At 37.6% G+C, this 26,105-nt stretch carries 28 protein-coding genes; 14 read left to right on the top strand and 14 right to left on the bottom strand.

The window, feature by feature from the left end:
* Positions 1-10: 10 nt before the first annotated feature.
* Positions 11-922 carry an NAD(P)/FAD-dependent oxidoreductase gene (locus AC5WOC_RS00200; RefSeq protein ID WP_496054131.1) on the top strand — a complete coding sequence of 304 codons (912 nt, stop codon included), beginning with the start codon at positions 11-13 and terminating at the stop codon, positions 920-922.
* Positions 923-1,013: 91 nt separating this feature from the next.
* Here AC5WOC_RS00200 and AC5WOC_RS00205 read toward each other — a convergent pair whose 3' ends face one another.
* The gene (locus AC5WOC_RS00205; RefSeq protein WP_496053396.1) at positions 1,014-1,340 is read right to left on the bottom strand and encodes a hypothetical protein; all 327 of its coding nucleotides are present in this window, start codon (positions 1,338-1,340) and stop codon (positions 1,014-1,016) included.
* Positions 1,341-1,421: 81 nt separating this feature from the next.
* Here AC5WOC_RS00205 and thyX point away from each other — a divergent pair, with 81 nt between their 5' ends.
* Positions 1,422-2,135, top strand: coding sequence for an FAD-dependent thymidylate synthase (gene thyX / locus AC5WOC_RS00210; protein WP_496053397.1), 714 nt, complete (start codon positions 1,422-1,424; stop codon positions 2,133-2,135).
* A 68-nt stretch (positions 2,136-2,203) separates the two neighbouring features.
* The gene (locus AC5WOC_RS00215) at positions 2,204-2,371 is read left to right on the top strand and encodes a hypothetical protein (protein ID WP_496053398.1); all 168 of its coding nucleotides are present in this window, start codon (positions 2,204-2,206) and stop codon (positions 2,369-2,371) included.
* Between the two features lie 51 nt (positions 2,372-2,422).
* Here the strand turns inward: AC5WOC_RS00215 and AC5WOC_RS00220 are convergent, their stop codons facing one another.
* Positions 2,423-3,001: a protein-S-isoprenylcysteine O-methyltransferase gene (locus tag AC5WOC_RS00220; RefSeq protein ID WP_496053399.1), complete on the bottom strand. Its 579-nt coding sequence runs from the start codon at positions 2,999-3,001 to the stop codon at positions 2,423-2,425.
* 154 nt (positions 3,002-3,155) lie between these two features.
* Here AC5WOC_RS00220 and AC5WOC_RS00225 point away from each other — a divergent pair, with 154 nt between their 5' ends.
* Positions 3,156-3,851, top strand: coding sequence for a peptidoglycan recognition protein family protein (locus AC5WOC_RS00225; RefSeq protein ID WP_496053400.1), 696 nt, complete (start codon positions 3,156-3,158; stop codon positions 3,849-3,851).
* A 179-nt stretch (positions 3,852-4,030) separates the two neighbouring features.
* Positions 4,031-4,645 carry a hypothetical protein gene (locus AC5WOC_RS00230; RefSeq protein WP_496053401.1) on the top strand — a complete coding sequence of 205 codons (615 nt, stop codon included), beginning with the start codon at positions 4,031-4,033 and terminating at the stop codon, positions 4,643-4,645.
* Positions 4,646-5,581: 936 nt separating this feature from the next.
* On the opposite strand, the gene AC5WOC_RS00235 is transcribed toward AC5WOC_RS00230, so the two are convergent.
* The gene (locus tag AC5WOC_RS00235) at positions 5,582-5,752 is read right to left on the bottom strand and encodes a hypothetical protein (protein WP_496053402.1); all 171 of its coding nucleotides are present in this window, start codon (positions 5,750-5,752) and stop codon (positions 5,582-5,584) included.
* Between the two features lie 105 nt (positions 5,753-5,857).
* Here AC5WOC_RS00235 and AC5WOC_RS00240 point away from each other — a divergent pair, with 105 nt between their 5' ends.
* The gene (locus AC5WOC_RS00240; RefSeq protein WP_496053403.1) at positions 5,858-6,793 is read left to right on the top strand and encodes an SDR family oxidoreductase; all 936 of its coding nucleotides are present in this window, start codon (positions 5,858-5,860) and stop codon (positions 6,791-6,793) included.
* Between the two features lie 474 nt (positions 6,794-7,267).
* On the opposite strand, the gene hflX is transcribed toward AC5WOC_RS00240, so the two are convergent.
* Both hflX and AC5WOC_RS00250 read right to left on the bottom strand, forming a co-directional pair.
* Complete coding sequence (gene hflX / locus AC5WOC_RS00245; protein WP_496053404.1) at positions 7,268-8,545, bottom strand: GTPase HflX; 1,278 nt, start codon at positions 8,543-8,545, stop codon at positions 7,268-7,270.
* Between the two features lie 398 nt (positions 8,546-8,943).
* Positions 8,944-10,329 (bottom strand): MFS transporter, encoded by a 1,386-nt coding sequence (locus AC5WOC_RS00250; RefSeq protein WP_496053405.1) that lies wholly within the window; start codon positions 10,327-10,329, stop codon positions 8,944-8,946.
* A gap of 313 nt (positions 10,330-10,642) precedes the next feature.
* On the opposite strand from AC5WOC_RS00250, the gene AC5WOC_RS00255 reads away from it, so the two are divergent.
* On the top strand, positions 10,643-11,059 hold the full coding sequence (locus AC5WOC_RS00255; RefSeq protein ID WP_496053406.1) for a MarR family winged helix-turn-helix transcriptional regulator: 417 nt from the start codon (positions 10,643-10,645) through the stop codon (positions 11,057-11,059).
* Between the two features lie 41 nt (positions 11,060-11,100).
* Here AC5WOC_RS00255 and AC5WOC_RS00260 read toward each other — a convergent pair whose 3' ends face one another.
* Both AC5WOC_RS00260 and murA read right to left on the bottom strand, forming a co-directional pair.
* The gene (locus tag AC5WOC_RS00260; RefSeq protein WP_496053407.1) at positions 11,101-11,493 is read right to left on the bottom strand and encodes a Gmad2 immunoglobulin-like domain-containing protein; all 393 of its coding nucleotides are present in this window, start codon (positions 11,491-11,493) and stop codon (positions 11,101-11,103) included.
* 167 nt (positions 11,494-11,660) lie between these two features.
* Positions 11,661-12,962 (bottom strand): UDP-N-acetylglucosamine 1-carboxyvinyltransferase, encoded by a 1,302-nt coding sequence (gene murA, locus AC5WOC_RS00265; RefSeq protein WP_496053408.1) that lies wholly within the window; start codon positions 12,960-12,962, stop codon positions 11,661-11,663.
* Positions 12,963-13,561: 599 nt separating this feature from the next.
* Here murA and AC5WOC_RS00270 point away from each other — a divergent pair.
* Complete coding sequence (locus AC5WOC_RS00270; RefSeq protein ID WP_496053409.1) at positions 13,562-13,723, top strand: hypothetical protein; 162 nt, start codon at positions 13,562-13,564, stop codon at positions 13,721-13,723.
* A gap of 56 nt (positions 13,724-13,779) precedes the next feature.
* Here AC5WOC_RS00270 and hemQ read toward each other — a convergent pair whose 3' ends face one another.
* The 5 genes from hemQ to AC5WOC_RS00295 all read right to left on the bottom strand — a co-directional run bounded on the left by hemQ (position 13,780) and on the right by AC5WOC_RS00295 (position 17,846).
* Positions 13,780-14,526 carry a hydrogen peroxide-dependent heme synthase gene (gene hemQ / locus AC5WOC_RS00275; RefSeq protein ID WP_496053410.1) on the bottom strand — a complete coding sequence of 249 codons (747 nt, stop codon included), beginning with the start codon at positions 14,524-14,526 and terminating at the stop codon, positions 13,780-13,782.
* A gap of 121 nt (positions 14,527-14,647) precedes the next feature.
* Positions 14,648-15,658, bottom strand: coding sequence for an LLM class flavin-dependent oxidoreductase (locus AC5WOC_RS00280; RefSeq protein ID WP_496053411.1), 1,011 nt, complete (start codon positions 15,656-15,658; stop codon positions 14,648-14,650).
* 162 nt (positions 15,659-15,820) lie between these two features.
* On the bottom strand, positions 15,821-16,183 hold the full coding sequence (locus AC5WOC_RS00285) for a hypothetical protein (protein WP_496053412.1): 363 nt from the start codon (positions 16,181-16,183) through the stop codon (positions 15,821-15,823).
* A 164-nt stretch (positions 16,184-16,347) separates the two neighbouring features.
* A complete protein-coding gene (locus AC5WOC_RS00290; RefSeq protein ID WP_496053413.1) occupies positions 16,348-16,716 on the bottom strand; it encodes a hypothetical protein in 369 nt (122 codons plus the stop codon).
* A gap of 161 nt (positions 16,717-16,877) precedes the next feature.
* A complete protein-coding gene (locus AC5WOC_RS00295) occupies positions 16,878-17,846 on the bottom strand; it encodes a M20/M25/M40 family metallo-hydrolase (RefSeq protein ID WP_496053414.1) in 969 nt (322 codons plus the stop codon).
* Between the two features lie 222 nt (positions 17,847-18,068).
* Between AC5WOC_RS00295 and AC5WOC_RS00300 the strand changes: the two genes are divergently transcribed.
* A complete protein-coding gene (locus AC5WOC_RS00300) occupies positions 18,069-18,230 on the top strand; it encodes a hypothetical protein (RefSeq protein WP_496053415.1) in 162 nt (53 codons plus the stop codon).
* Positions 18,231-18,718: 488 nt separating this feature from the next.
* On the opposite strand, the gene AC5WOC_RS00305 is transcribed toward AC5WOC_RS00300, so the two are convergent.
* On the bottom strand, positions 18,719-19,363 hold the full coding sequence (locus AC5WOC_RS00305) for a DUF2238 domain-containing protein (RefSeq protein WP_496053416.1): 645 nt from the start codon (positions 19,361-19,363) through the stop codon (positions 18,719-18,721).
* Between the two features lie 162 nt (positions 19,364-19,525).
* On the opposite strand from AC5WOC_RS00305, the gene AC5WOC_RS00310 reads away from it, so the two are divergent.
* Together AC5WOC_RS00310 and AC5WOC_RS00315 are read left to right on the top strand one after the other, a co-directional pair.
* Positions 19,526-21,946, top strand: a complete 2,421-nt coding sequence (locus AC5WOC_RS00310) for an AAA family ATPase (protein WP_496053417.1) — start codon at positions 19,526-19,528, stop codon at positions 21,944-21,946.
* 208 nt (positions 21,947-22,154) lie between these two features.
* On the top strand, positions 22,155-23,042 hold the full coding sequence (locus AC5WOC_RS00315; RefSeq protein WP_496053418.1) for a hypothetical protein: 888 nt from the start codon (positions 22,155-22,157) through the stop codon (positions 23,040-23,042).
* A gap of 40 nt (positions 23,043-23,082) precedes the next feature.
* Here AC5WOC_RS00315 and AC5WOC_RS00320 read toward each other — a convergent pair whose 3' ends face one another.
* A complete protein-coding gene (locus AC5WOC_RS00320; RefSeq protein WP_496053419.1) occupies positions 23,083-23,310 on the bottom strand; it encodes a hypothetical protein in 228 nt (75 codons plus the stop codon).
* Between the two features lie 231 nt (positions 23,311-23,541).
* Between AC5WOC_RS00320 and AC5WOC_RS00325 the strand changes: the two genes are divergently transcribed.
* The 3 genes from AC5WOC_RS00325 (at position 23,542) to AC5WOC_RS00335 (ending at position 26,048) form a co-directional block, all read left to right on the top strand.
* Positions 23,542-23,712, top strand: coding sequence for a hypothetical protein (locus AC5WOC_RS00325; protein WP_496053420.1), 171 nt, complete (start codon positions 23,542-23,544; stop codon positions 23,710-23,712).
* Positions 23,713-23,727: 15 nt separating this feature from the next.
* Positions 23,728-24,618, top strand: a complete 891-nt coding sequence (locus AC5WOC_RS00330; protein ID WP_496053421.1) for an SDH family Clp fold serine proteinase — start codon at positions 23,728-23,730, stop codon at positions 24,616-24,618.
* Positions 24,619-24,839: 221 nt separating this feature from the next.
* Positions 24,840-26,048 (top strand): ATP-grasp domain-containing protein, encoded by a 1,209-nt coding sequence (locus AC5WOC_RS00335; RefSeq protein WP_496053422.1) that lies wholly within the window; start codon positions 24,840-24,842, stop codon positions 26,046-26,048.
* The last annotated feature ends 57 nt before the right edge of the window (positions 26,049-26,105 follow it).

Below are 26,105 nucleotides of genomic sequence, written 5' to 3' on the forward strand. Positions count from 1 at the left end.
GGTGAATCGTATTTCTATTTTCGATTGTGCAGTTATAGGTGGTGGACCTGCTGGTTTAAATGCAAGTTTGGTACTTGGAAGAGCTCGCAGAGAAATAATTCTTTTTGATGATAATATGAATCGCAATCGAGTAGCACAAGAAGCACATGGCTTTCTGACAAGAGATAAAATAAGTCCAGAGGAATTAAGGCAAATTGGGCTAAAAGAAATACAACACTATCCATCGATTCAGTTTTTCTCCGAAAGTGTTATTCAGATTACCCAAATAGCAGATAAACCTATTTTATTTGAGCTCAAAACAAATCAACAAAATTCCTACATAGCGGAACGCGTTATTTTGGCGGCAGGAGTGAGAGAAGTTCATCCAAATATTCCAGATTTACCGGAGTACTATGGGAAAAGTATTTTTAGTTGTCCTTACTGTGATGGCTGGGAACATCGAGATCAGCCGCTTGTGATTATCGCAGAAGAGGAAAAAGCCATATTTCATATGACTAAATTAGTCTATAATTGGTCGAAAGATTTAATCATTACTACCAATGGTCATTCAATTTCAATGCAATTACAATGGAAATTAAATGAAAAACAAATTACAATTATTACCGAACCGATTGAGAAATTGCACGGGGAAAACGGCTGTTTACAGGGAATATCTTTTCCATCCGGTTTGGAGATAAAGCGCTTAGCTGGATTTGTGACTCCAAAATTTATTCGACCAAATGCTTTTGCCGAACAGCTCGGTTGTGAACTAAATGACAAAGGTATATTTGTAATGGATGGACTTGGCCGCACTACGAAAAAAAATATATATGTTGCAGGGGAGTTCTCACAGATGAGTCCGTCAGCATTAATTCTCGCAGCGGCAGATGGGTGTAATGCTGCATTTGCAGTGAATGCAGATATTTCTAGTGAGCGGTTTTAGTGAAGGGAGAGGCTGGAGTTTTTTGTGATAAAACAATGATCGGCAGATTTATCGATGATAAATCTGCCAATCGTAACTCCTGCTAGAAGTATTAATTCTTCTTAAGGGAGCTCAAATACTCCCAACCAGAGGAATGTTCTTCTCCAATTTTCCGAAGAAGCTCTTCAGCTGTTTCTGTATCCCAATTTGCAAGCACATCAAATGGAATCCATTCCATTTTGCCATGACCGAAGAAGTCGATAAGCAAGTAGGTTTTTTCGAATCCGAGTTCGTTCAATGTCTCAAGGAATCGATCGGAAATGCCAGTCAAGTTCAGAATATACAGAAGTGCATCTCGGTACTGTCCTTTGAATTTTTCGTAAAAAGACAACTTTTCAGATGCTTTTCGGATTGCTTTCATCAAAGGAAACTCAAACATCAGATCCTCCATCTGGCAGGTGGGGTTTTCGGATTTATTATACTATAAATTATGAGTATTCCAAATAAATTGATATCTGGAGTGGATTTTTTTGTTAAAAGTTTGGATAAAGGTTATGTTCGACTCGTTAATCATATGGGTTCAGATTTGACTGTTGTAAATGCTGCTAGGGTGTCCTATGAAAAAGAATCGATGGAGTGGAGTGATAAAGATCAAGGATTGATAAAATTTTTGGCGAGAGAAGGACATACTTCTCCTTTTCGACATGTTCTGTTGCAGTTTGAGGTCTATGCTCCATTGATGGTAGCAAGACAATGGTGGAAGTATGTTATTGGTTCTGCCCATTTGGAATCAACTGGTGATAGTTTAGAAGCATGGAATGAATCCAGTAGAAGATATGTAACAGAAGAACCGAATTTTTACATTCCCAGTGCCAGAGAATGGCGAGAAAAACCGGAAAACTCCAAACAGGGCAGTGGTGATTTGATTTCATGGGAACAAGGAGAAAAATATACCAAAGAGCTAATGGAATACGTAGAGCAAGGTGTAAAAAAGTATGAAGCAGCATTAGCAGATGGTGTATGCGCAGAACAAGCTCGCTTGTTTTTACCTTCTTACGGGATGTATGTTCGCTGGTATTGGACAGGTTCGCTTCAATCCGTCAGCCATTTTCTTTTGCAGCGATTGGAACACGATGCACAGTATGAAATTCAACAGTATGCGAAAGCCGTTTTGCAATTGAGTAAACCGTTATTTCCAAATGCTTTGTCAGAGTTAGTAAAGGATAAATGGTAGTCCCAACACAAACAATCCATGATAAGATGGGAGTAGAAGTACACTCTCAAGTGGATAGGATCTATAAAATGGACAGACGAGATACGAATCGACGAAGAGAGCACAGCGAAAAAGGTCATCTACTTCGTGATGCAACAGATGATGTGGTACGTAGGAATATCGAAACTACTACCAAACGATTTTTTCGTTGTTCAGATGCCTGTGGGTGGTTTGGCTGGCTGAACGTTTCGTTCTAAATAGTACTTCATCGATTGGCTGAATGTATCTCATTCAGCCAATCAGTACATTTAATTTTGTCTAATTTTCGGAATAATGCTGCCTGTTTTCTCCTTGTACCTACGATATTCTTCTCCAAACTGCTCCACCATCATTTTTTCTTCTTCTCTTACACGAAAGAGATATAAAATCAAAATGGATAAAAACGGAGCTGTTCCTGCAATCCAATTTGGTATGATCAGTATTTGTGCTAATGCCCATAGTAAAGAGGATGCATACATGGGATGGCGCAGATAATGATAGATACCAGTTGTAATAAGTGTGTGATCTTCTCTTATCTCCAATGTAGGTGACCAGTTTTTTCCCAGATCAATGTGAGTTCGCCAAAATAGCAAAAGTGCTAGTATACTTATGATCGTACCTGTAATAGGAATCCACAATGACGAGGTAAACTGTGCAAAATCAAACCAATTTGTAAACGCATACAGAATGGGGATTAAGGAAGTACCGATTGACATTATCGTTAAAAGTGTTTTCTCCAATATTGTTTTGTGGGCTTTTATGATTGTGTTATTTTTTGTTTGTTTATAATGAGGAAATCGGATGATAATCATTGCGAACATACCAAAAAAATAGATAATAGTAAACATATTTTCACCTCATAGATTCAGTATAGATGAAAAAGGGTAGAACTAAGCGGATTGACTTATAAAACACAGAAACTACTGAATATTATATACAAATGCCGTTACAATTGGTAGAATTTCCATCTATTATAAAAGAAAGAGGAAGGAGTAAAGGGGAATGGAGATCAAACAAAAATTAATACCTGCTAGCTTAAAAGATACTAGACCGGGAATAGCAATGGATCCTGTTTATATCACAATACATGAAACAGATAATACAGATGCTGGGGCAGATGCTGAGGCACATGCTAGATTACAAGCTTCTGGAAATAATAGATCTGCCAGCTGGCATTATACCGTGGATGATCATGAAATTTGGCAGTCAATACCGGATGATGAAGTTGCATGGCACGCTGGAGACGGTTCTAAAGGTACTGGTAATCGGAAGAGTATTGCTATTGAAATTTGCGTAAATTCAGATGGAGATTTTACGCAAGCGAAAGCAAATGCTGCATGGTTGGCAAAGACCTTGATGAATCGTCATGCCATTCCTATCGGCAATGTAGTCCAACACCATCATTGGAGTGGAAAAAATTGTCCACGCAATCTTCGGGTAAGTGGCTGGAGTCAATTTGTAAGTCAGATTAATTCCATAGGGAGTGGAGATGACATGGTAGAGAACATGTATGATCTCTCTTATTTCAAAGACTATCAATTGATTGGCATCCGAAGCAGCAAACATCCAAGTGAAATCAATGAGAAAGTAACTTGGGCGATGGAAGCCAATGCAAACTGTGTATTGCTGCTAAAAAGAGGTTTTGATTTGCGAGCACTGCAAAAGATGCTAAATGATATGTATCCACCCGCGTCTTAATAGGATGGTGCCCCTACGAACAACATAAATTATTGTCCGTAGGAGCTTACATAATGCTGTTCATACTGTTTACAACAGCAATGACCTCGGTTTGATATATCTTCCACTTTCTATCTATTCATATTCGCAAGAAATGGTATAATTATTATCGTACACAAAAACCAAGCGGAAGGCCGAAAATGAAGATCAACGTACGGCACGTTCACGTCGAGCCATGGAAGATCCGTATTGTGCTGGCTCACTCTTGGATGACGGCCAAGGAGGGCCACCGCGCGTTGCGGATCGTGCAGATGCATCTCAGTGGCAATTATAACATCAATGATCGCGTCATTGAGTTCTATCGTGGACTCACGGAGAATGTGAGTCCACACACGGTCGGGGCACTCAACACGCTCGAACACTGTCAGCGCACGATGGATGCCCATGCAAACACACGTATCACTGCCAAGTTCGGTAAACTGGAGGTATGGGCGCACCGAGATCAGCCAGAACACAAGAAATACGCTGAGAGCCTGGGCTACAACATCAGCAGGCGCGAAACGCTCGTTGAAGCAAGTGCGCGCGGACTGAGTTTTGGCGCACGGCTGCCGGTGAAGTTGAGCCTGCCTGTGTTGTCCGAAGATAGAGAGCTGATTCGAAAGCGTCTTGCCCGCTCCTCTAACCCACTTGTCGAGGTAAGTCGGCATAATACAGATCCCTACATGTTCCACGTGCACTGCTCGTTTCACGGAGCGCTCGACATCTGGTCGGAAGCCGACCGGTGGAAGAAAGAGATCCCCAAGGTGATCGTCTAACGCTCTTTCCTAGGTCGATCCGTGCCCTCGTCTATGTTAGGCGATGGCACGGATGCAATAAGAAAAGGTATGTTGGGTTATAAATCCACTTAGATCTTTCTTTTTATTTGCGGTAGCGTCACTAATAGACTTTATCCGTCAATGCTTGCCGGCACTCCTCATGAGTACGAGTTTTATAATCTTGCGAGTGAGAAAACCCACGGTTTGAATCGTGGGATGTTAGCGAGCATCACTACAACGGGAGCACAAGTTTCGCCAATTCACTAAAGTAGCAAGTCTCACTTTGTAGACGAGGGAGGTTTCTACCTCTCGTAAATCTGACAAATTTTTCAAAAAACACTTTACAAACATACATTCTATTGTTAGACTATCGACAGTTGCTCTTTGAAAAGTGGATAGTATATAGGGTTGTGCAAACCAATCGTTTTGCACGTAAAATGCTATGCGTACCGAAAAATGGCTAGACTGAAATACGAAAACCAAGCAGTAAGTCTTTGCTATGACGTAGCAACAAAAACTCTGTTCAACCGTGGGGCTCACGGAGTTAGCTTGGTAATGAAGTAGTCAGAAGGCTACCGTCCCAAGAATCCCATGGCTTCAGCCATGTGGAGTGTCAAAGATTAATATATCACTGTTTTGAACTCACAAATTCAATTTACTGGCTACTAACGTATCTATCTCGAGAAAACCCCATTATAAAACTTCGATAATTTCCCAATCATCATTATTTCCCCTCAATCCTTCAGCAAATGCCCTAATTTTACTATTTTCCTTCAGCTTATACCAGATTAACAGTATCCCTGCTGATGAGTGATTCTTCTTTTACTATCTATACCACGAGAGCTTATTGAATCCATGAGCCGCCCCTTCAATGAAGCTACAAGTTGTTTGCATTTTTTTAATATAATGAAAAAGTGTTACCTTTTAAATTAATGTTCAAAGAATAGGATAATACCGCTCAAAACGCGGATTGCAGAAATAAGGCGGTCTTGGTCCGATTAATGGCATTTTCCAAGTGTAAGGATTGGCATTGTACTGCATAGATACTTTTTCATCGGAATATGGTATTAGCAGCAAAAGCCTGTGCTTATCGCTATTTGTTCTCATTGATAACTAATCCCCTTTTTAACCTGTCTTCTTTCTAATATAGGCACCTATCTACAGCATGTGCATATCTTGTAGCAATAAAATTTATCTAGGGGGGTTGGTTTCATGTCATCCAAAGAACACAAACGATCTCAACAGCAGGACTGTGTATATCCGATGCATCCGAACTATGGCACCATTACTCGTTACGAAGAAGTGCCAATCACCGTTCCTGAACAGCGTCAACTTCGCCAGCCAGGATTAGAAAAATATATGGTTCCTCGGCCGATTATCGAGAACCAAAATTATAGAGGAAGCAAAAAGTTATATGGAAAAGTGGCGCTGATCACAGGAGGTGATAGTGGAATAGGAGCAGCAGTTGCCATAGCCTTTGCTAAAGAAGACGCAGATGTTGCTATTTCTTATTTGGATGAACAAGAAGATGCGGAGAGAACCAAAAGACGAGTCCAACATTTTGGAAGAGAATGTTTATTGTTGCCAGGAGATATGCGGGATAAACATCATTGCAAAAATATCGTTGTTCAAACAATCGAAAAATATAGCAGACTCGATATATTATGCAATAATGTTGGAATACAGTTTCAGCAGTTGAGTCTACTTGATATAACCGATGAGCAATTTGATGATACATTCAAAGTGAATATATACTCTCATTTCTATACGACTAGAGCTGCTTTGCCGTATTTGCGAGCAGGGAGTTCCATTATAAATACAACTTCGATTGTTACATACGCTGGAAACAAACAGTTGATCGATTATACTGCGACCAAAGGAGCAATTGTTGGATTTACAAGGGCATTAGCTCATAATTTGATCGAAAAAAGAATACGGGTGAATGCGGTTGCTCCAGGCAGAATATGGACACCACTGATTCCAGCGAGTTTTTCTGCTGATGAAGTAACGCAGGTAAATAATCCAATGCACCGTCAGGGCCAGCCATTTGAGTTAGCACCAGCATACGTTTATTTGGCTTCGGACGACTCGCGTTTTATGGTTGGACAGACGCTGCATGTCAATGGAGGGGAATGGACTTCTTCGTAGGCAAATCTCTATATAAGTTAACTTGATTTATTGAGAAATCAGTTGAATGAAAGATACATTTTGAAAATCAGAAACAACGAAAATCCTTGTAAATACTGGAGTTGCACATAATGGGTTACAAAAGAATCGTTTTGTAACCCATTATGTGCAGAAAAACTGCTATGTAATTAATCAACTTGTTAATTTATGCTGACTTTTCATTTGTCATTAAATTGCAGTACTGAAGAATAATAAACGAGAAAGATCTATAGCATAAAAAACACTGACCCCGCTTGCAATTGCAAGCAGGGTCATTACAGCTACAACTTTATCGAAGTAAGTATTAGTTAGTGATTTTCGTAGGTAGTTACCTTTGCACCGTTTCCAATGGCGTAATTGTTGATACTGCCCCAGCAGCGAGACCTCCATTACTAGCAACGATCATGCTGCCCCTACGGGGAGAATCCTCTGAAGCAATGGATATGGAGTGCAGCTTTATATGATAGGATTAGACTCTTGTGTAAGATAAGGGAGATAGTTGGCAGCATCCGATTGTTTGCATTCTACTAAAATTTTTGTACCCGTATCTTCATAGGCAATAGTAAGGATATTTGCTTTATTTTTTAGTTCAGCTAGTAATTGGCTTTGCTGGTAGGGAATGATCAGCTCATATTGTTGATAGTCTTTAAAGATTTCTTTGTGAATTTGTTGAATTAACTCGGTGATGCCGATTCGCTTTTGCGCAGAGATAGTAATCGCATTGTTTTCCACAATCGGAATAGGAAAATCAGCTAAATCAGCTTTGTTGTATACATATAAAATTGGTATGTCTTCAACACCAATCTCTTTTAATACTTGATTGGTGACATCGATCATTTGTTGGTAGTTGGGACTAGAAAAATCGACGACATGGACAAGCAAATCTGCTTCTTTTACTTCTTCCAGCGTGGAGCGAAATGCTTTCACGAGATGGTGTGGAAGTTTGTTCACGAATCCTACTGTATCCGTAAGTAAAAAGGATTTGTGATCAGGTAATTGTATTTTTCGAATGGTCGTTTCTAAAGTAGCGAATAACATGTCTTTCGCAAATACTTGTTTAGCAGGTGTGTGCTGTGATTGTTCGACGATTGCATTCATGATTGTTGATTTTCCTGCGTTGGTATATCCGACTAACGATACAACAGGAATACCGCTTTTTTTCCGTTGTTTTCGTTGTATTTGCCGCTGGGAAACAAGGATTTTGAGTTCTTTATTTAGATGTGTGATTTGTTCTTCGAGGTTTCGTCGATCCAACTCTAATTTCTTTTCTCCAAGTCCTTTGTTTCGTGTACCAACGCCACCGCTTTGTCGGCCAAGTGATTTTCGAAGCCCAACAAGCCGTGGAAGCATATATTGTAATTGTGCGATCTGCACTTGTAATTGCGCTTCTTTGGTACGGGCGCGATTACTGAATATATCTAAAATCATGATGGTTCGATCAATTACTTTACACTGCAAATCCGCTTCCAAGTTACGTATTTGTGTTGGAGAAAGTTCATCGTTAAAAATAACGAGATTTGCTTCATGTTCATCAATTATTCGTACTAATTCTTTGACTTTTCCCTTGCCGATATAATGAGAAGCTTGAATGTGATCGAGTTTTTGGATTAGTTCTCCAATTACTTCTACATCACAAGCATCAGCTAAATCAGCAAGTTCTATCATACTTCTCTCAAAATCTTCTTCATGTTGCAATTTTACGCCTACTAAGATCGCTTTTTGTAATTGTTCCAATTAGCAGTACCTCGCTTTATTAAATATTTTCGTATTAACTATCTTACCTATTTGCTAATGGATGTGCCGCCAAGCAATCTTACTTAGGGATGTCTATCCTCGATCAAAAATATTTGATGTGATTTAACAGGAAAAACATAAAAAAGCACAGCAAAAAGAGGGTAGATGTGTTTTATCTTACCCTCTTTTTGTACGCTGATACGGTTTTGCCATTGAGAAAGGTAGACGAATCCCACATACTCTGCCCAGACAGAGTCATTGATCACTATTCAGTTAGCGACACATGTGTTCAAACGCAATCTTACCATTACCAATGGAAACCCCTCCGTTCAATAATAAGTTTTTTCATCTTACCATGTTTTTTGCTTTTTTACAATTAGAAATTTATAAATTTTTATTTATTGTGCTGATTCTTCGGTTAAATTTTCTTGCTTTCCAAATGTAAAGAAGTACAGCAACGCACTTGCGACAACAATAACGGTAAAGATCAGCATCAAATTGCTAAACGTATAAGCACTTGGATTTGTTACCAATGGATGGATTGCTGTTTTAAAAACAGGCTGCTCCATTGCTTTGGAGACAAGGGCAGTTCCGACAGCACCAGATACAAATGAGATCAAATTATAGAAGCCCATTCCCACACCAATTTGTTTATTGGGCAAAATGTTTGTCACACTTTCGATCAGAGCTGTTTGCAAGAAAGAGAAACCTACATATTGAATAACAAGCGCAATACCGATATACCAAACCCATGTACCGACGACAGAAGCTTGAAGAAATAAACTTAGCGTAATCAATCCAAGCCCCAAATAAACGACAAAATGGCTTCCTTTACGTACAGTTAAATTACCTGCCACAGTACCAAAGATAACTGCACTAAATGCTCCTGGGAACATGATTAAACCAATGGTCTGAGTATTAAGCTGATATAGATCATGCAGCATGAGCGGCAAGATAAACATTACACCCATCACCGTACTGAAAATAAGAAATCCAATGATCAATCCATTGCGATAAAATCGATTGCGGAATAACTCTGGTTCAACAAAAGGATTTTGAGCGCGTCGGATATGGATAATAAACCAAATGAGTGAAATGATAAAAATCGGAATATAGTACAAATTACCTTCAGTCAAGAAAAGAATCAAACTGGAAACGCTTATTGCCATCAAAAGGGTTCCAAGGATGTCTAGTTTTGCACTGCTTGTTTCCTCTGATGGTAAGATTCTTTGAATAAATGGTAATGCAACCAATGAAAAAACAGGAATAACAAACAGATATGACCAATGGTAAGTACCAGATACATAACCGCCCAATACTGGCCCAACTCCAATAGCAAAAGATACAGTGGATGTAATGATTCCAAACAGTTTTCCTCTTTGCTCTTTGGAGAAATAGCGGGCAATAATGATCATAACGAGTGCAGGTATAGCAGATGCTCCAGCACCTTGCAGTGCTCTAGCAACAATTACAACAGGATAGTTATTATGGAAGATAAACCCAAGAATAGAGCTTAAACTATAGAGCAATATTCCAAATGAAATGAGCTTCTTAATGGAAAAAGCATCGGATAGTTTCCCATAAATAACAGAACCCATACCAAAGAAAATAATAAAAATAGTGATTATCCAACTCACTTGAGTGGGATTTAAATGAAATTGACTTGCAATGTTTGGGGTTGAGACGTTAAAGACAGTCTCATTTAAAACAGCAAAGAAAATAATATATATGATCCAAGGCACCAATCGCTGTATATTGGCTGTCTGGGTAGTCTTTACTGACATGATTTTCTTCCTCTCCGTATTGATGGTGGTAACTAAGTGATAGCAATCATAGAAATATATTTAATTTTTAAAATGTTTTCTAGACTTAAGAACAACACAAATGAAAGCACATTCGAGCGAATGAATGACTACAACACGTTTTTATAATTCCTTTCCATATCCTTTATTCGTAAGTGTTTATTTATTAATCGAAACAAAGGAGAGTAGATTTACACAGTAAAATCCTATATAATTCATACTGTGCTAACAAAGATAATAAATGAATGTTTACTAATTGTCAATGCATTTCAAAAAATGAAAGGGATGTATGGGAATGGCAGCAGAGATAGGGTGTATCGCGGATAATTTCATTCGGCTTCTGCCCGTATTTTACGAGAAATTTCATACCCGTAAACGATCGGATTTGACTTCGCTTCAAATTCATATTCTGGAAAGTTTAATGCAATGCAAGGAAAATATATCGATGACTGGACTTGCGCTAAAATCAGATATATGTAAACAACAACTGACTACACTGATTTATAAATTAGAAGAGAAAAAATATGTCATAAAAGAACAAGATGAAAAAGACAGACGAATTGTAAATTTAGTCATCACAAAAAAAGGAGAAGAAGTAGTCAAAAAGCATTGGGATGAAATATGCAAGAAACTTCAATCTTTAGATAAAGAAGATCTTGCTGATTTGGAATATGCTGCATCCAAAATGATTAAAATAGTGAACAAAATATAAAATAAAGCAACCAATAACGTTTTATTGGTTGCTTTTGCTTGTTATTTCAATGCAACTTTTACATTGCGAAATGCTTTGTTGTAATAAATTTTTCCTTTAATCTGATCCAGTGGAATGATCAATTTGTTTATTTCTTTCCCATCTTTTTGACTTACTTCAAATAATTCAAGTGTTAAATCTTTTTTCTGTTCTACTTTTATAGACTCCTTAAAGTCTCCCCATTCTGGAGCACCCATTGAAGCCGTTCCGTAACCTTTTACAAGCTCTTTTTTTCCAGAACGAATACGGTATGAATAACTTCCCTCCCAGACTTTAGCTTGTCCAGTGACTTGATATGTTTGTGTTTTAAGTTGATTAGCCTCAGCAAATTGCGGTATAAAAAAGATACTAGTAGTCATAATGATAGCTAATACATAAAACGTAAATTTTTTCATATTCATTCCTCCAAATGGAAATGTTTATAAATTCTAACATTTCCATTTTACAGGAATATTCGTTCAATTAAAATGAGATTGATAGAAAGATATTGCTTTCATTTAGTATTTTCACAAAATAGACAAAAAACAATACAAAGGAAGAGACGTCTCTTCCTTTGTATTGTTTACAAAAACGAACCTTCTTGTAGTTGTGAATTGGATTCTTCTTTGGATCTTCTCTCCATCTTGGCACCTAATGCGTTGAATTTACCCACAAGATCAATATAGCCTCTATCAATATGTTTTAATTCTCCGACTTCTGTTTTTCCTTTAGCGATGAGACCTGCTAATACTAATGCCGCACCTGCACGCAGATCGGTTGCCTTTACTTGTGCACCAGATAAACTAGCTTCGCCTTCGATCATAGCAGTTTGCCCATTTATTTTTACATTTGCGCCCATTCTGCGAAACTCTTCTACATGCATAAATCTGTCTTCGAATACCGTTTCTGTTAACATGCTCGTGCCGCTAGCAGTTAGTTGCAATACCATCATCGGTGACTGCAGATCAGTCGGGAATCCAGGATATGGTAATGTTTTAATGTCTACTGGTTTTAGTTCCCCTGATGCACTAACATGTATTCCATTATCTGATTCCAATACAGTTACACCCATTTCCCGCATTTTTACAATAAGTGAAGTGAGATGTTTGGATCTTGCATTTTCAATAAATACTTCTCCTCTTGTGACAGCAGCAGCAATCATATACGTACCTACTTCAATGCGGTCTGGTATGACGGAATATTCAGTTCCTCGTAAAAAATCTACTCCTTCTATTGTAATAAATGGCGTACCAGCACCTTCAATTCTCGCTCCCATTTGATTTAAAAAGTTAGCTAAATCATGGATCTCCGGTTCACAGGCAGCATTGACGATTGTAGTGATTCCTTTTGCAAGTGTCGCCGCCATCAATATATTTTGTGTTGCTCCTACACTTGGAATATCCAAATAAATATTATTACCTCGTAATTGATCAGGGACAAAACCTTCTACCACGCCATGGTCGATTTTAAATTCTGCTCCCAAAGCTTCTAATCCTTTTAAATGCTGGTCAATGGGGCGGCTTCCAATCGCACATCCTCCGGGCAAAGGGACTCTGGCATATTTTTTTCTTGCTAATAGTGGTCCAAGTACTGTAACGGAAGCGCGCATTTTACAAACAAGTTCATAAGGAGCTTCCGTCGCCTCAAATTTTTCAGCAGTAATGGATACTTCGTCATTTGTGATGTCAACAGATATGCCAAGTGAACGTAACAATTGGGTGATAGTGGACACATCTTCTAAAGCAGCAGGTACGTTTTTTATCGTAACCTGATTACGTGATGCCAAAATGGAAGCGGCGATAAGGGGTAATACTGAGTTTTTGGAACCATGTGCTTTTATGGTCCCTTGTAATTTTGATCCGCCATGTACAATGATTTTTTCCAAGTGAATGCCCTCCATTAAGGAAAGATAAGTATCTTATAATATGTTGGTATGAAAAAATTGAAGGTTTATGATATAGCTATATGCCATCTACCCAAACTAGGTGATTATAAGAGGAGGAAGATAGATAATTAACGAAAACATTAATAGATTTTATATGCCAATCATATTTTTCTACAAATGAATCAAATTGTCCTCTAGAAAATATGTTTGGATCATTTAATATAATGTTATAATATTCTTGTAATATCAGCTATAGATAAGAGGAGAGAGAAATGGCTGGTTGCGAGGCTAAAGTTCATTCCCCCACAGCCTCTAACCCCGAGGCTGAGAAGCTTTGTGGGAAAACACCTGTATGTAAAAGGTGTGGTCTTTGCAAGAGTTGTCATAGCGAATCACAAGAAGAAGGTTGGGCTACTGAGGGATGGCACTCCTTCAAGAAATAAGTGATAAATTATGATAAAGAGCACATGGTATCAACTACCATGTGCTCAGCCAATTATATGGGTATTGTTACTGGTTTTCTATTGTCAAGTGATAACTTGCATCAAATAATGCTATAATATTCTTGCAATGGCAGCTATAGACAAGAGGAGAGAGAAATGGCTGGTTGCGAAATTTTGATTAATCCAGATACAGAAGCAAATTGCGGAAAGACACCTGTATGTAAAACTTGTGGCTTTTGTAAGAAGCATCATGATGGTTCGCAGAGAGCAGAATGGGGTATTGGTTTTGAGAGGCACTCATTCGAGTTGAAACAATAAAATAAAGTACCTTAAAACAGAGCACATGGGTATCAACTACCATGTGCTCTGTCTGATTATAAAGAGAAATATTTTTGTAGGTCTTCGTTTTCTAAGCGACAGCCAGTATAAAATGATCCGAAGTCGCCAAATCTGGCACTAACTTCATCAAAACGCATTTCCTGTACAATCTTTTTAAATTGCAATGGATCTTCAGCGAATAAAGTAACGCCCCATTCCCAGTCATCCAATCCTACAGAACCAGTAATGATTTGCTTTACTTTTCCTGCATAGGAACGTCCGATTAAACCATGGCTTCGCATCATCGTTCGTCGTTCTTCCATTGATAGCATGTACCAGTTGTCGTTGCCTTCTCGACGCTTGTCCATCGGATAAAAGCTAATGTATTTGCTTTTTGGTAGGATCGGTTTCAAACGAGCTTGGATGTGAGGATCAGTTTCCGGGTCGGTTCCAGGTCTCATCTGATAACCGCTTAATTCTATTACTGAAACGAAAGAATATGCGGGAAGGAGATATTCTGCAATACTTGATTTATCAAATTGGTTTTTTACCTCATTCAATTCTTCTAAAGTAGGGCGAAGATGAACAAAAAGCAGATCGGCTTTTTGTCCGAGAATAGAAAATTGACCAAAACTGCCTTGTTGCTTTTCTTCAAGTGAAGCATAAGAGCTATTCAAATCCAATAATTCTTGAATAATTTTTTCTCTTTTTTGAGAGTCGGTTGCTTTCCAGCTTGTCCAGTCAATTGTACGAAAGTCGTGACTGACATACCAACCTTCATAGGTAGTTACCATTTCTCCCATATATTCCACTTCCTATTGTATGTGTTTTTAAAACCATCTTTACCATCTTATCAAGTCATTAACCTCTGGAAAATTTATTTCCAGCAGGATATATGTCTTTTTTGTGAAAATGCCAGCCGCGCTAATTGCCTTTAATCGAAAAGGTTTCTGCTAGTAGTCGATAGCACGTTCGTTTATGATGGAGATCATTCATAAAAGTGACAACCATTACTTCTTCAGTTTGGTAATCATCGCATAATTTTTCGATTTGTTTTTTTACACTCGAAGGGCTTCCTACAACCATTCGTTTTCGATTAGCTTGAATGCGATATTGATCAAAGTCGCTGTAAGGATAGGCAAGGGCTTCTTCAATAGTAGGGATTCCTTCTCTTGAAGCACCTTTCTCTAACAATAGAAGTGCGAGATCACCACTCTTCGCTAATTTTTCAGCTTCCTCATCCGTTTCCGCACAAAATACGATGATCGCTAAAAGTGTTTGCGGTTTATCGTTAAGTAAACTAGGCTGAAACCGATCACGATAATATTTTAAAATTTCTGTGCCGCCTTCTCCGTTAATGAACTGGGCAAAAGCATAGCCGGCTCCTCGTTGTGCGGCAAGATGAGCACTTCCACCGCTTGATCCGAGAATCCACATCTCTGGAACTGTTTCTATTTTAGGCGTAGCAAATAAATTTGGAAAACGGAAGTTTTTATCCGCCAAATCATACAGATAAGTAATTAAATCGTCGAGTTGCTCGGGGTACTTATCAGAGTATGTATTTTTATATTCTTGCAGGGCTTGTGTCGCCAAATGTGTTCCGCCAGGTGCTCGGCCTAATCCCATATCAATCCGATTTGGAAATAATGCTTCAAGAACACGAAAGTTTTCTGCAACTTTATATGCACTATAGTGTGGAAGCATAACACCGCCTGAACCAACTCGTATTTGTTCTGTTATTGTAGCTAAATGGCTGATTAAAACTTCTGGACTAGAACCTGCCAGACTTTTGGCGAAATGATGTTCCGAAACCCAGAAACGAGTATACCCTAGCTTATCAGCTTCTTTTGCTAATTGAGCTGTATTTTGAAATGCTTCCACAGCATTACTGCCGGATGAAATCAAAGACTGGTCCAAAACACTAAGTTTTATCAAAATGCTCACCTCAATCAATTAGTATCTGTTTATTGGAGAAAAATATAAAAAGAGGTTAGACATAGTGATCATATCAAGTAGAAAATTATATTCAAGTTATAGAAAAATCAGCGACGGTACACTCAAGGTTTCTGAGTGTACCGTCTGTTTTAACAATGACTATTACCAGAGCTCTGCATACAGCTCTTCAATTCGCTTGAAATTGTGGAGAATCTTCTCAGGGGTACGATCGTACGAGGACTTGTTCGGCTTCCTGAACCGAAGTTCCCTGCAATCGTACTGAAGTGCACCTGCATTTTTCTTGTCTGAACCGAGGATTTCGACCCACTCCATTTCCCGTCGATCATCCCCATCACCCCAAAAGAGCGTCTTTCCCTCCATAGGAGTAAACCGCTGGTGATTAGGGTCGTAGTTTGCATTGTGAACAGGGAATTCAAGTGTATTATCTGCATCCCTATCACGCTCACGAATTCCGAGCGACCACTTGCCGGAGGAAAGTTTTGTTACAGTTACCAGCTTGGACATTTATTTTTCTCCCATACATATGCTGGAAACGGTCAACAATAATTCTATAAAAAATTATCAATAGTTGCAAGGGAAATATTTCTATTTGAATTATTTTTTGTGATATGAATCCATGCAATACACCATTTCAACTGGTGTATTGCATGGAAACATTCTATTTTATTTTACTTTCTCTGCGCCCAAGGAAAAACTTTCTGGCTTTTTTTAACTTCATCGAGAATATTTTCTGGAGTTGCACTTTTATTGTACTGGACATGTTCGACATGTATATCTCTGCAGTCAAACAAAATAGTTGATACTTTCGATATGTTCCTGCCAGTGATGGTAAACTTTTTCACTTCGGATTGATAGGAACCTGATCCACAGGAGAACGTCTTCCTACCACTAATAGGTGTAAATGTCTGGCTTCTTACATCAAACTTGGCACCACGAATCGGGATGGTGACAAAATTTACAGTTGTATTGGCATGTTCTCGAATAGCAACTGCCCATTCATCCGGTGAAATCTGTATGATTTCTACAGGTTTTGACATAATATTCTCCGATGCGAAAAGTGAACACTTACGTAATTTAGTATAAAACAACTTCAAGAAACAGAACAGGAAAATTATCCTTTTTTAGAAAAAAAGAATAACTTTTTTATTATTTTACATAAAAAACCTCTTATTATTATGAAATAAGAGGTTTCTGCGTTTTATTTTAATGCCTTATCCGTTTTTTCTACTAATTCCGTAAGTACAGTCGTAAATGCTTCTAAATGCTCTTGTACTCTTCCAGGGAATTCTTTTTCTAAGAAAGTCAGGTTATCGTTTTCCGTATGCCAGATTTCTCCATGTTTGACGGTTTGGGTGTATCCGTCTAGATCACCAATTTCCCAGTTTGTTGCTTCAAGGTATGCATAAGGAATACCTGCCGCTTTGAATGGTGCGTGATCGCTCCAGTCACCAGTAGTACCTTGAGGGTAATCTGGATTTAATCCTGGATTAGTGGACATTGCAATCTTTTTCTTTTTAGCAAAGGTAAGTGCATAATCCCGTAGTTTCCCTTGTTCTCCTTGATCACCATACACATACATATAATCGCCCGCAAGAAGGCTGTCCAAGTTAATCATCGCAACTGTATTTTTCTTTTGTTCTTCGGTCATTTGGGATACATAGTATTTGGACCCTTGAAGTCCTGCTTCTTCTGATCCAAAGAATATAACTTTCAAGGTATACGGTGTTTTCTTTTTCATAACTTTTTGCAGTGTTTCTAGCACAACACCAATACTGGAACCGTTATCATCTGCACCTTTTCCAACAGAGACAGAATCATAATGCGCACCAACAATGAGTTCCTTTGTAGACTTGCCGGGTTTTGTTGCAATTACATTTTGGGAATAGTATGTTGTTCCTTTTCGAGAATAGGTAAACGGCTGTATTTCCGTTTTAAGGCCCAGTAATTTCAATTGATTCGCTAAATATTCACTTGCAGTTTTTTCTGAAACAGTCCCAGAAACTCTTGATCCAATGTTTTCAGAAAGATACTTCACCTGTTGATAAGCAAATTCACCAGTCTCTTTTGGTTTCGCAGTGGCAATTGAAAAGGGAGTAAATAAAAAGGATAGGGAAATCACTCCGGTTAAAGCTAATTTCCAAGGTGTTTTTTTGATAGTAGCGATCAAGAAGAAGCCTCCCCATGATTATAATAATTAATATTTCAATTCTATTTTAATTTTAGAATAAAATATGAAATATTACTATATATTCTTATCGGTATTTCTGTTTTAATTGTATTTATTATATTTGTAATAGTTATTTTTTACGTAATACAGAGGCAGGAAGGATCATAATTTTTTGGTAATAAGATGTTTTATAAGGAAGATGAAAAAGAGGTGATCCAACTCGTGTGTAATAATTGTGGTTCTGATGTTATGGCGGATTATTCTTACTCTCAACGTGGTGATCCTATTCCAAGGCCTGTTCGTCCAGTTCGACCAATTCATCCAGGTCCTATACATATACCACATGGTCCGTTTGGTATAGCACCTAGACCCGCTTTTCCTTGATTTATTCCAGGGTTTTATCCAATGTTTTATCCGAGTTATTATGCTTCTCCTTGGTACTACTATTGGTAAGAAGAAAATTACTTTCGAATACAATACTACAAAGGAAATAATGAGTTGCTAGAAATTATTGAGAAATCGATTGAAGGGGAGTGCAATGCAATAATCTGTTATCAAATATTAGATGTGATTGGTCAGACAACGATAAAGTATCAATGAAAATGGAGAAGGATGAAGAACTCCTTCTTTTAGGGAGATAAGTAAACTGTATTTTTCTCTTACTAGAAAAAATTCAAGAGCAAAGCAAATAGAGAAGTATCTGGTTACATTTCGAGAAGGATTATAGCATGCTTTTGAAGATGAACAGAATACAAGAGTGAAATATGTTTTTAGGCGAACAGCTCTTGATGAACAAAATCATGCTGTTTGGTTTCTGCGTTTCCTTACACAATAAAAAGTGTTGTACGAAAATGTACAGCACTTTTTATTTATTAATTCGGCTGAAGTCGTGGAGTGGGTTGGAGGAGAGGTTTTTTATGCAAATTTTGCAATTGATGATTTTGTACTTTACTTAAACACAAGACGATAGCTGTGCCAATTAATGCGCTGATCATATCCCAATGCGAGTCGAATATATCACCTTGATAACCTAAAAATTGTTGGATATTACCATCAAAAAATAATCCGATACTGAACTCAAAAATTTCATAAAAAGCACTGAAAGCAAGGCTGAGCAATCCAACGATCAAAAAAAGCCATTTGTTTTGATACAGTATCTTGGCGCGAATAAAATATTCTCTCACGATAGCAGTGAAAATCATACCTTGAAAAATATGACCGACTCGATCAAAATTGTTCCGTTTAAAGTGAAATGCTTTTTGGATCGTATGAAAAAAAGGTACTCCACCGTAAGTGTAATGACTTCCAATAAGCATAGTAATGGTTCCAAAAAATATTATCCAATAAGTTAACGATGTTAATGGAAAACGTTTATAGGTGAGGATTAGTAGGATAACTAACAATAATGCGGGTAACATTTCATACCACCAAAGGCTTCGTTTAATCGGATGTATTCCAGACCAGATAAGAATGATTACAAAAATTAGTAATTGCAATAATAAAATGGATCGTTTCATATGCCACACCTTTTAAGAGATAGGATTCTTTTATTTTTCCAAACAAATCGGTACAGTATGCAAGTGGTTCTATTTACCTATTATGCTGGGTATTTCTTGCGTCAAATTGTATTCAAAGGTAAGATGATAAAGAATTCATAATATATTAGGAGGTGTAATTTTTTGGCTTTAACTACGGTCCAAAAAAAGAAAAAAGAGATTATTGAACTAGTTTTTGCTCGTATACGCAAAGATGGATTTCGTAAAATATCTCGAAACGAAATCAATATTTGGAAAAGAAAATCAGAACAAAAAGTTGATATATTGTCGCAGACAGTTCCAGCACCACCCGTCATTCGATCCATATTCGTAGGATTTTATGCAATGCCCACTATTATACGTTTTGTGCTATTTATCCTATATATTATTGCCTCCGCAGGTATGTCAGGAAGTTTTTTTATGAATTTTCTAATATTGCTTCTTGTTACTCCAATATACTTAGGAATTTTAGGATATGGTGTACAAATTTCCTCTCGATTAATGGAGAAAATGGCAAAAGGGAATGAATTGGATCGCTTACGTGATCGGATGATCTCCGCCGTGAATTTGGTTATTGATTTAATCGAATCTGATTCTGTTTTGTCTACTTATCGTTTTTCTTCCTGTGGTGATGACTACTTGGATTGGTTTGATATATATGTAGAAAAAACATTGTCATATTCTATTTCATCTGTTTTTCAACAAGAAAAATATTTAGAAGCATTTATGAATCAACGAATTTATCATTATTCCAATCAGACAAATCAAGTTTACTTTCAAATAAATTGTTTAAATGATCCGCTTTATTCGGATACAGAGCGTCAAAAAATACTTGATAAATTTCATCAGCAAGCGGCTGTCTCTGTACCGGAATATCATGGTCAAAATCCATTGAATCCGGAAATAGCAGCGACGAAAGTTGCTGATTTAACACCAGAAAAAAGAGAAGAGCTTGTGCAAGAAGCATTAAATGAATTAAATCAAATGATTGGATTGGAACCTGTAAAAGAGTTTGTATTAGAAATGAAAGATATGGTTGCGATTCAAGTAGAAAGAAACAAAATAGGACAAACAATCACGAATCAAAGTCTTCATATGATCTATACTGGTAATCCAGGAACGGGAAAAACAACCGTTGCCCGAATTCTAGCAAAAATATTTCGCGCACTGGGTGTAGTTTCCAAAGGTCATTTAGTAGAAGTAACAAGGGAAGATTTAGTTGGGGAATTCATTGGTCATACAGCACCGAAGACAAAAAAAGTTATCGAACGCGCTATTGGTGGCATTTTATTTATCGATGAAGCATATGCCCTATCACGTGGAGGCGATAATGACTTCGGAAAAGAAGCAATTGATACGTTAGTAAAAGGAATGGAAGAAAACCGAGAAGATCTTATTGTGATTTTAGCAGGCTATTCCAAAGAAATGGCAGAATTTATGAAAGTAAACAGCGGGTTAAAATCGCGATTTCCAAGTCAAATAAAGTTTCCTGATTATACGGATTTGGAATTACTCCAAATTGCGAAAAATGAATTACAGAAGGAACAATTTATACTGGATGCGGATACTGAAAAGGCCTTGCATTCTGTGTTGGAACGCAGGCAAATAGCAGGAAGAAATGATGATGGGAATGGTCGCTTAGTTCGAAATGTAATCCAAGAAGCGATCAGACGTCAATCCAAACGTTTAAAGAAAGATGGATTTCATTCTCCGGAAGAGCTTCGAACCTTACAATCCATTGATTTTGGAGTGGCAGACAACAAAGGACAATTTGATTTGGAAGAAGAGTTTGCCAAAGTTGTTGGAAATGAAGCAATAAAAGAACATGTACGTGCACTTGTTGCGCAAGCAAGAATCCAAAAGTTGCGTCGAGATCAAGGATTTTCTACGAATAAAGGACAATCTCTTCATATGATTTTCAAAGGTAATCCAGGAACAGGGAAAACTACTTTTGCTCGAATTATTGGAACTGCTTTAAAAGAACTTGGAATTCTAAAATCTGGTCAATTGATTGAAACCGATCGCAGTGGTTTAGTCGCTACTCATATTGGTCAAACTGCACAAAAAGTAAATGAAATGGTTCAAGAAGCTCTTGGCGGTATTTTGTTTATTGATGAGGCTTATGCGTTAGCATCCGGAGGGGAAAGTGATTTTGGAAAAGAAGCAATAGATACCTTAGTCAAATCAATGGAAGACCACCGCGAAAATTTAGTAGTTATTCTTGCTGGATATAACAATGATATGGAACGGTTTTTGCAAAGCAATGCCGGCCTTGTCTCTCGGTTTCCAACCGTTTTTGAATTTAAAGATTATACCGAAGATGAATTGTATCAAATTTTATTGAAAATAGTGGATAGTCAACAATACCAATTGAGTATCGATTGTGACTTAATTATCAAACCTATTTTGCGTGCCCATATAAGCCGCGGTTCATCAAGTAATGGACGCTTTGTTCGAAATTTATTTGAAAGAGCGGTCCGAAATCAATCCGTACGTCTCGGTTTAAAACAAGATATTCAAAAAGAAGATTTGCTACAGTTATTTCCGGAAGATTTTCGAAGCTAAAAAACACCTACGCATGTAGGTGTTTTTGCTATACAAGAATGTTTTGTACTGATGCGGCTATGGTGATGATATTTTGGTTTTCCCTTTATACTACGTATTCGAAATAATTGGATAATTGTTTCTGGTGTAGGAATTCAAAAAAGCAGACAAAGGTGAAATAAGGTATTATTAGATTATTGTAATATTTTTAATAATTGGAGGGACGTGCTTGTTGAGATCCTTTTTTTCAATATTTTTCATCATGATGTGTGCTGTTTTTAGTATCATACAACCAGTACATGCAGAGACGCAGACAGAAGTTTTACAAAAGAAAATAGATCAATTAGAAATGCAATTAAATCAATCCAATATCGTAGATGAAAAACTAAAGTTAATGGAAAAAAATAACGATGATTTTCAAGATGATTTCAAAAAAGATCAAGAAAATTTGTTTAGTACTTTTAACATATTTATTGCAGTAGCAGCTTTTTTATTTGGAATCATGGCAGTTGTATTATCGATTACAATTGGACAGAGCAGAAAAGAGTTTAAAGACAACATCACTGATACGATGAATATTATGAAAGCAGAAGTTGAACATCAATTTGATGAAGAGTTAAAAGAAAGTTTGCAGCGAAATAAAGTGCACTTTCAAGAGAGCATTGAAGAAGAAAAGAAGACATTACAACGGATGATTGAGAGAGAATTAGCTTATAAAAAAGTGCGTGTTTTGGTTACGGGTTCCAAAGAAGATATTCAATTGATGAAGTCGAGGGAATTAAAACCGATTGAACGCAGAGGAATTACGGATATAACCATCATGCCGTTTGATGAGCATCTGTTTAAAGAAAAATTATTTGAAAATGCATTTGATATTATCGTGTATCGTTATAAGACAGCATGGGGAAATAATCAAGATGCAAGGGTCAGAGTGATCGTGGATGAGCTGGCAAAAGCCGGTTCAGATATTCCATTTATCGTGTATACATATGAAAATGGCCGTGTGGAAGGGGAAGACAAACGGAAATTAGAGGAGTATTTGTGGACTCGTTATGCCAATGTGCCGGCGACATTGGGCGATAGTTTGATTACGGTTGCTTATACATTTTCGAAATAATGATGGTGCCTAGTTGATGTTGACCAACTAGGCATTTTAACTAGGCAGAATACAGATCAATCCTATTGTTAGATACAAGAAACTTCATATTTGTAACTTTCATTGAATTATAAGTGCCGATCAAAATGTAGACCTCAAAGTCCAGAATCGCAATGTTCTCGATAAATTTTTCCTCTGGAAGATCACCGCGAATCAGTTTTCCTTCCTCAATCTTAATATGCACCCCTTCGGTCACAAATACGATTTCATGATTTTGAATTGTTTGCATATCTGCTCCTAGTTGAGATAACTTGTTTAACACTCAAATAGTATCATGTCTATATTTATAAGTGAATGATTAAACAACGAAACAAACTACTAGTTCCGATTATATACACGCTTGGCCCAATCATGTTAAAATGAGAATGTCTAGTGTCGAGTTTATATATGTTGCCGTTCATCATATTCACTAGGCTGCATATACTAAGTTTGATCGAGTTTATCAAAGGGGGTTTTTTGGTTGTTCCAATCACTTCTTAGAGCAAAACAGCAATTTGTCACAGAGACGAATACAGATAAAAACTTTGAAATGTTTATAAAGACTTTTCAAGAATTTGAAAAAAATATGGAAGCAATAGAAGAAAAACCAGAGCGGAAAAAATTATATGGGAGACCCTATCGGTCGATTTAAGAAAGGGGGGTGGGCGTGGATTTCTCATCTCCAAGTATGTCACATCTACCGCCAAATCAACCGCTGTATCATGCTGTTCACCGGGATCGCTACACAAGACAATCTTTTATCCAAGAGATTGAAAAAGCGACAAAACGCAGGATAATCGTCTATATAGCGAATTTTAATCATCCAGAAAGTGCAATTACTCGGGAAGATATTGCACCTTTTAGTGAAATGGTCTCTAACTTGGACAAAGATAGTGATGTAGATCTGATCATCCAAAGTCCGGGTGGCGATCCCAATGCAGCGGAAATTATTGTTCATACATTATTAGCTAAAACAAAGCATTTGCGTGTTGTTGTCCCTCAAGCTGCGAAAAGTGCTGCAACGCTTGTTAGCTTGGCAGCAGATGAAATTGTAATGAGTAACACATCAGAATTAGGCCCCATTGACCCGCAAGTTACAATCCCCACTGCTTTTGGTCTTGCATTTCGTCCTGCCCAAGCCTTTTTAAATGGTTTGGAGATGATAAAAAAAGAACATGCTAACGGACAAGCATTAAATCCAGCGTACTATCCATTTCTTAAGGGTGTGGATGCAGCTTTAATCGATTATTGTTTGAAATCGATTGAACATTCGAAACGTTTAGCTGTGAAATGGCTTTCGCGTTCGATGTTTAAAAATCAGATTAATGAAGCAAAGCGGATCGCAGAAGAACTGATCAACATTGAGAAGTATCCAAATCATGGTCAAGTCATCAATTACCAGGATGCAAAAAAAATCGGATTGAATGTGGTGTACAAACCCGATAACGATCCATACTGGCAAGCGATGTGGCAGCTGTATATCAACTATATTATTATGATGCGTGAAAAAGAAAGTGTAAAGATTTATGAAAGCACTTACTCTTCCATCATGATTTAGAAATGAAAATAGAATGAATCAATGCCGGAATGATGAGGCAGATGATTCATTCTATTTCTCTTTATTAGAAAACTTTTTTTATTTATAGTTGATTGACGATTTGGTGAAATGGTATAATTTTAATCAGACCAACGAAGACAGTTGAAATTTTACACGAATATTACAGAGAGGAGTGTATTTCTTCTTATAAAAATATTTACTCCATGAACTGGGGGTTTTTTATGAGCATTTTAATAATTAATCGTTTTGCCCATGACCGTTGCCAATACGAACAATGGCTCGATGGTCTGGATGAGGAATTACTTCTGCTATCAGATGAAGAAGTAATCGAAAGTTTCCCGGCAAAAGACTATGCTTATATCGAATCCTTTTCAAGGTTTGATACAAATGGAAAAGTTGAACTCCGTGCAATAGAATTATATGCGCGTTATCATTTTCATACGATTATCGCTATCTCAGAAAGAGATGTTCTTCGAGCGAGTTATTTACGAGAAAAACTAGATCTAAAGGGGCAGCTTCCGGGGAGTGCATTTCAATTTCGGGACAAGACACAAATGAAACAAATCGCTCGAGCATCTGGTTTAGCAGTTCCGCGTTTTGCTTCGCTTCGATCACACCTTGATCTCATCTCTTTTGTAGAGAAGTATGGATATCCAGCTATTATCAAACCAATTGATGGAGCAGGATCGCAGAATATTCAAGTTATTTATAATCAATTGGATTTAGAGGTCGCTCTAGAACAAGGCATACAACATTCTACAGAGGTAGAAACATTTATCTCTGGAGATATGTATCATGTGGATGGTCTCGTTACCGAAGGAGAGGTCGCATTTATCTCTGTTTCCAAATATGCAAGCGGGTGCCTAGCATATCAATCAGGCGGGTATAATGCAAGTTATCTGATAAGTCGTCAAAACCCTATGTTTCAAAGGTTTTCAAATTTTACAATTCAATTATTGCAAGTATTGGATACCCCTTCACATACAGCTTTTCATACAGAATTGTTTCATACGCCTGAAGATGAAATTATATTGTGTGAGATTGCTAGCCGTACAGGTGGGGGTCGTTTGGATGCCTATTTGGAGGAAGCATATGGTTTGCATTTGACTAAAGCTTGGGTGCAAGCACAATGTGGTGTCGATATGCGTGAAACAGCAGCAAGTGTTATGCAGCGAGAGCAGAGGATTCTTACAGGGGATGTATTGATTCCTCCACGAAAAGCAGAGTTTGTTTCTGGACCTTTGGAAAGCCCCCCTTCTTGGGTAACGGAATATCGTATGCTAGCAAAACCAGGAGAAAGTTACGATCATCCCAAATTAAGTGTGGATCATATAGCATCGTTTGTTGTCCAAGGAATGACTGAAGAAGAGATAGAAGAACGTCTAACGTATGTAGCTAATTGGTTTGAACAGTCTTCATATTGGAAGTAAAGTTTCATATCGGTGTGAAAGTGTAAAACAAGGGTAAAGATAATTTTAAATATTCAG

This window comes from Shimazuella sp. NTD247 (assembly GCF_059510415.1).

What these genes read in the sequence shown, in the direction of transcription:
- AC5WOC_RS00290 (WP_496053413.1), bottom strand. Translation starts at nt 16,716, where the DNA reads ATGTCAAAACCTGTAGAAATCATACAGATTTCACCGGATGAATGGGCA.
- AC5WOC_RS00240 (WP_496053403.1), top strand. Translation starts at nt 5,858, where the DNA reads ATGTCATCCAAAGAACACAAACGATCTCAACAGCAGGACTGTGTATAT.
- AC5WOC_RS00255 (WP_496053406.1), top strand. Translation starts at nt 10,643, where the DNA reads ATGGCAGCAGAGATAGGGTGTATCGCGGATAATTTCATTCGGCTTCTG.
- AC5WOC_RS00250 (WP_496053405.1), bottom strand. Translation starts at nt 10,329, where the DNA reads ATGTCAGTAAAGACTACCCAGACAGCCAATATACAGCGATTGGTGCCT.
- AC5WOC_RS00225 (WP_496053400.1), top strand. Translation starts at nt 3,156, where the DNA reads ATGGAGATCAAACAAAAATTAATACCTGCTAGCTTAAAAGATACTAGA.
- hemQ (WP_496053410.1), bottom strand. Translation starts at nt 14,526, where the DNA reads ATGGGAGAAATGGTAACTACCTATGAAGGTTGGTATGTCAGTCACGAC.
- AC5WOC_RS00305 (WP_496053416.1), bottom strand. Translation starts at nt 19,363, where the DNA reads ATGAAACGATCCATTTTATTATTGCAATTACTAATTTTTGTAATCATT.
- AC5WOC_RS00270 (WP_496053409.1), top strand. Translation starts at nt 13,562, where the DNA reads ATGGCTGGTTGCGAAATTTTGATTAATCCAGATACAGAAGCAAATTGC.
- AC5WOC_RS00285 (WP_496053412.1), bottom strand. Translation starts at nt 16,183, where the DNA reads ATGTCCAAGCTGGTAACTGTAACAAAACTTTCCTCCGGCAAGTGGTCG.
- AC5WOC_RS00260 (WP_496053407.1), bottom strand. Translation starts at nt 11,493, where the DNA reads ATGAAAAAATTTACGTTTTATGTATTAGCTATCATTATGACTACTAGT.
- AC5WOC_RS00235 (WP_496053402.1), bottom strand. Translation starts at nt 5,752, where the DNA reads ATGAGAACAAATAGCGATAAGCACAGGCTTTTGCTGCTAATACCATAT.
- AC5WOC_RS00230 (WP_496053401.1), top strand. Translation starts at nt 4,031, where the DNA reads ATGAAGATCAACGTACGGCACGTTCACGTCGAGCCATGGAAGATCCGT.
- AC5WOC_RS00215 (WP_496053398.1), top strand. Translation starts at nt 2,204, where the DNA reads ATGGACAGACGAGATACGAATCGACGAAGAGAGCACAGCGAAAAAGGT.
- AC5WOC_RS00320 (WP_496053419.1), bottom strand. Translation starts at nt 23,310, where the DNA reads ATGCAAACAATTCAAAATCATGAAATCGTATTTGTGACCGAAGGGGTG.
- AC5WOC_RS00335 (WP_496053422.1), top strand. Translation starts at nt 24,840, where the DNA reads ATGAGCATTTTAATAATTAATCGTTTTGCCCATGACCGTTGCCAATAC.
- AC5WOC_RS00205 (WP_496053396.1), bottom strand. Translation starts at nt 1,340, where the DNA reads ATGTTTGAGTTTCCTTTGATGAAAGCAATCCGAAAAGCATCTGAAAAG.
- AC5WOC_RS00220 (WP_496053399.1), bottom strand. Translation starts at nt 3,001, where the DNA reads ATGTTTACTATTATCTATTTTTTTGGTATGTTCGCAATGATTATCATC.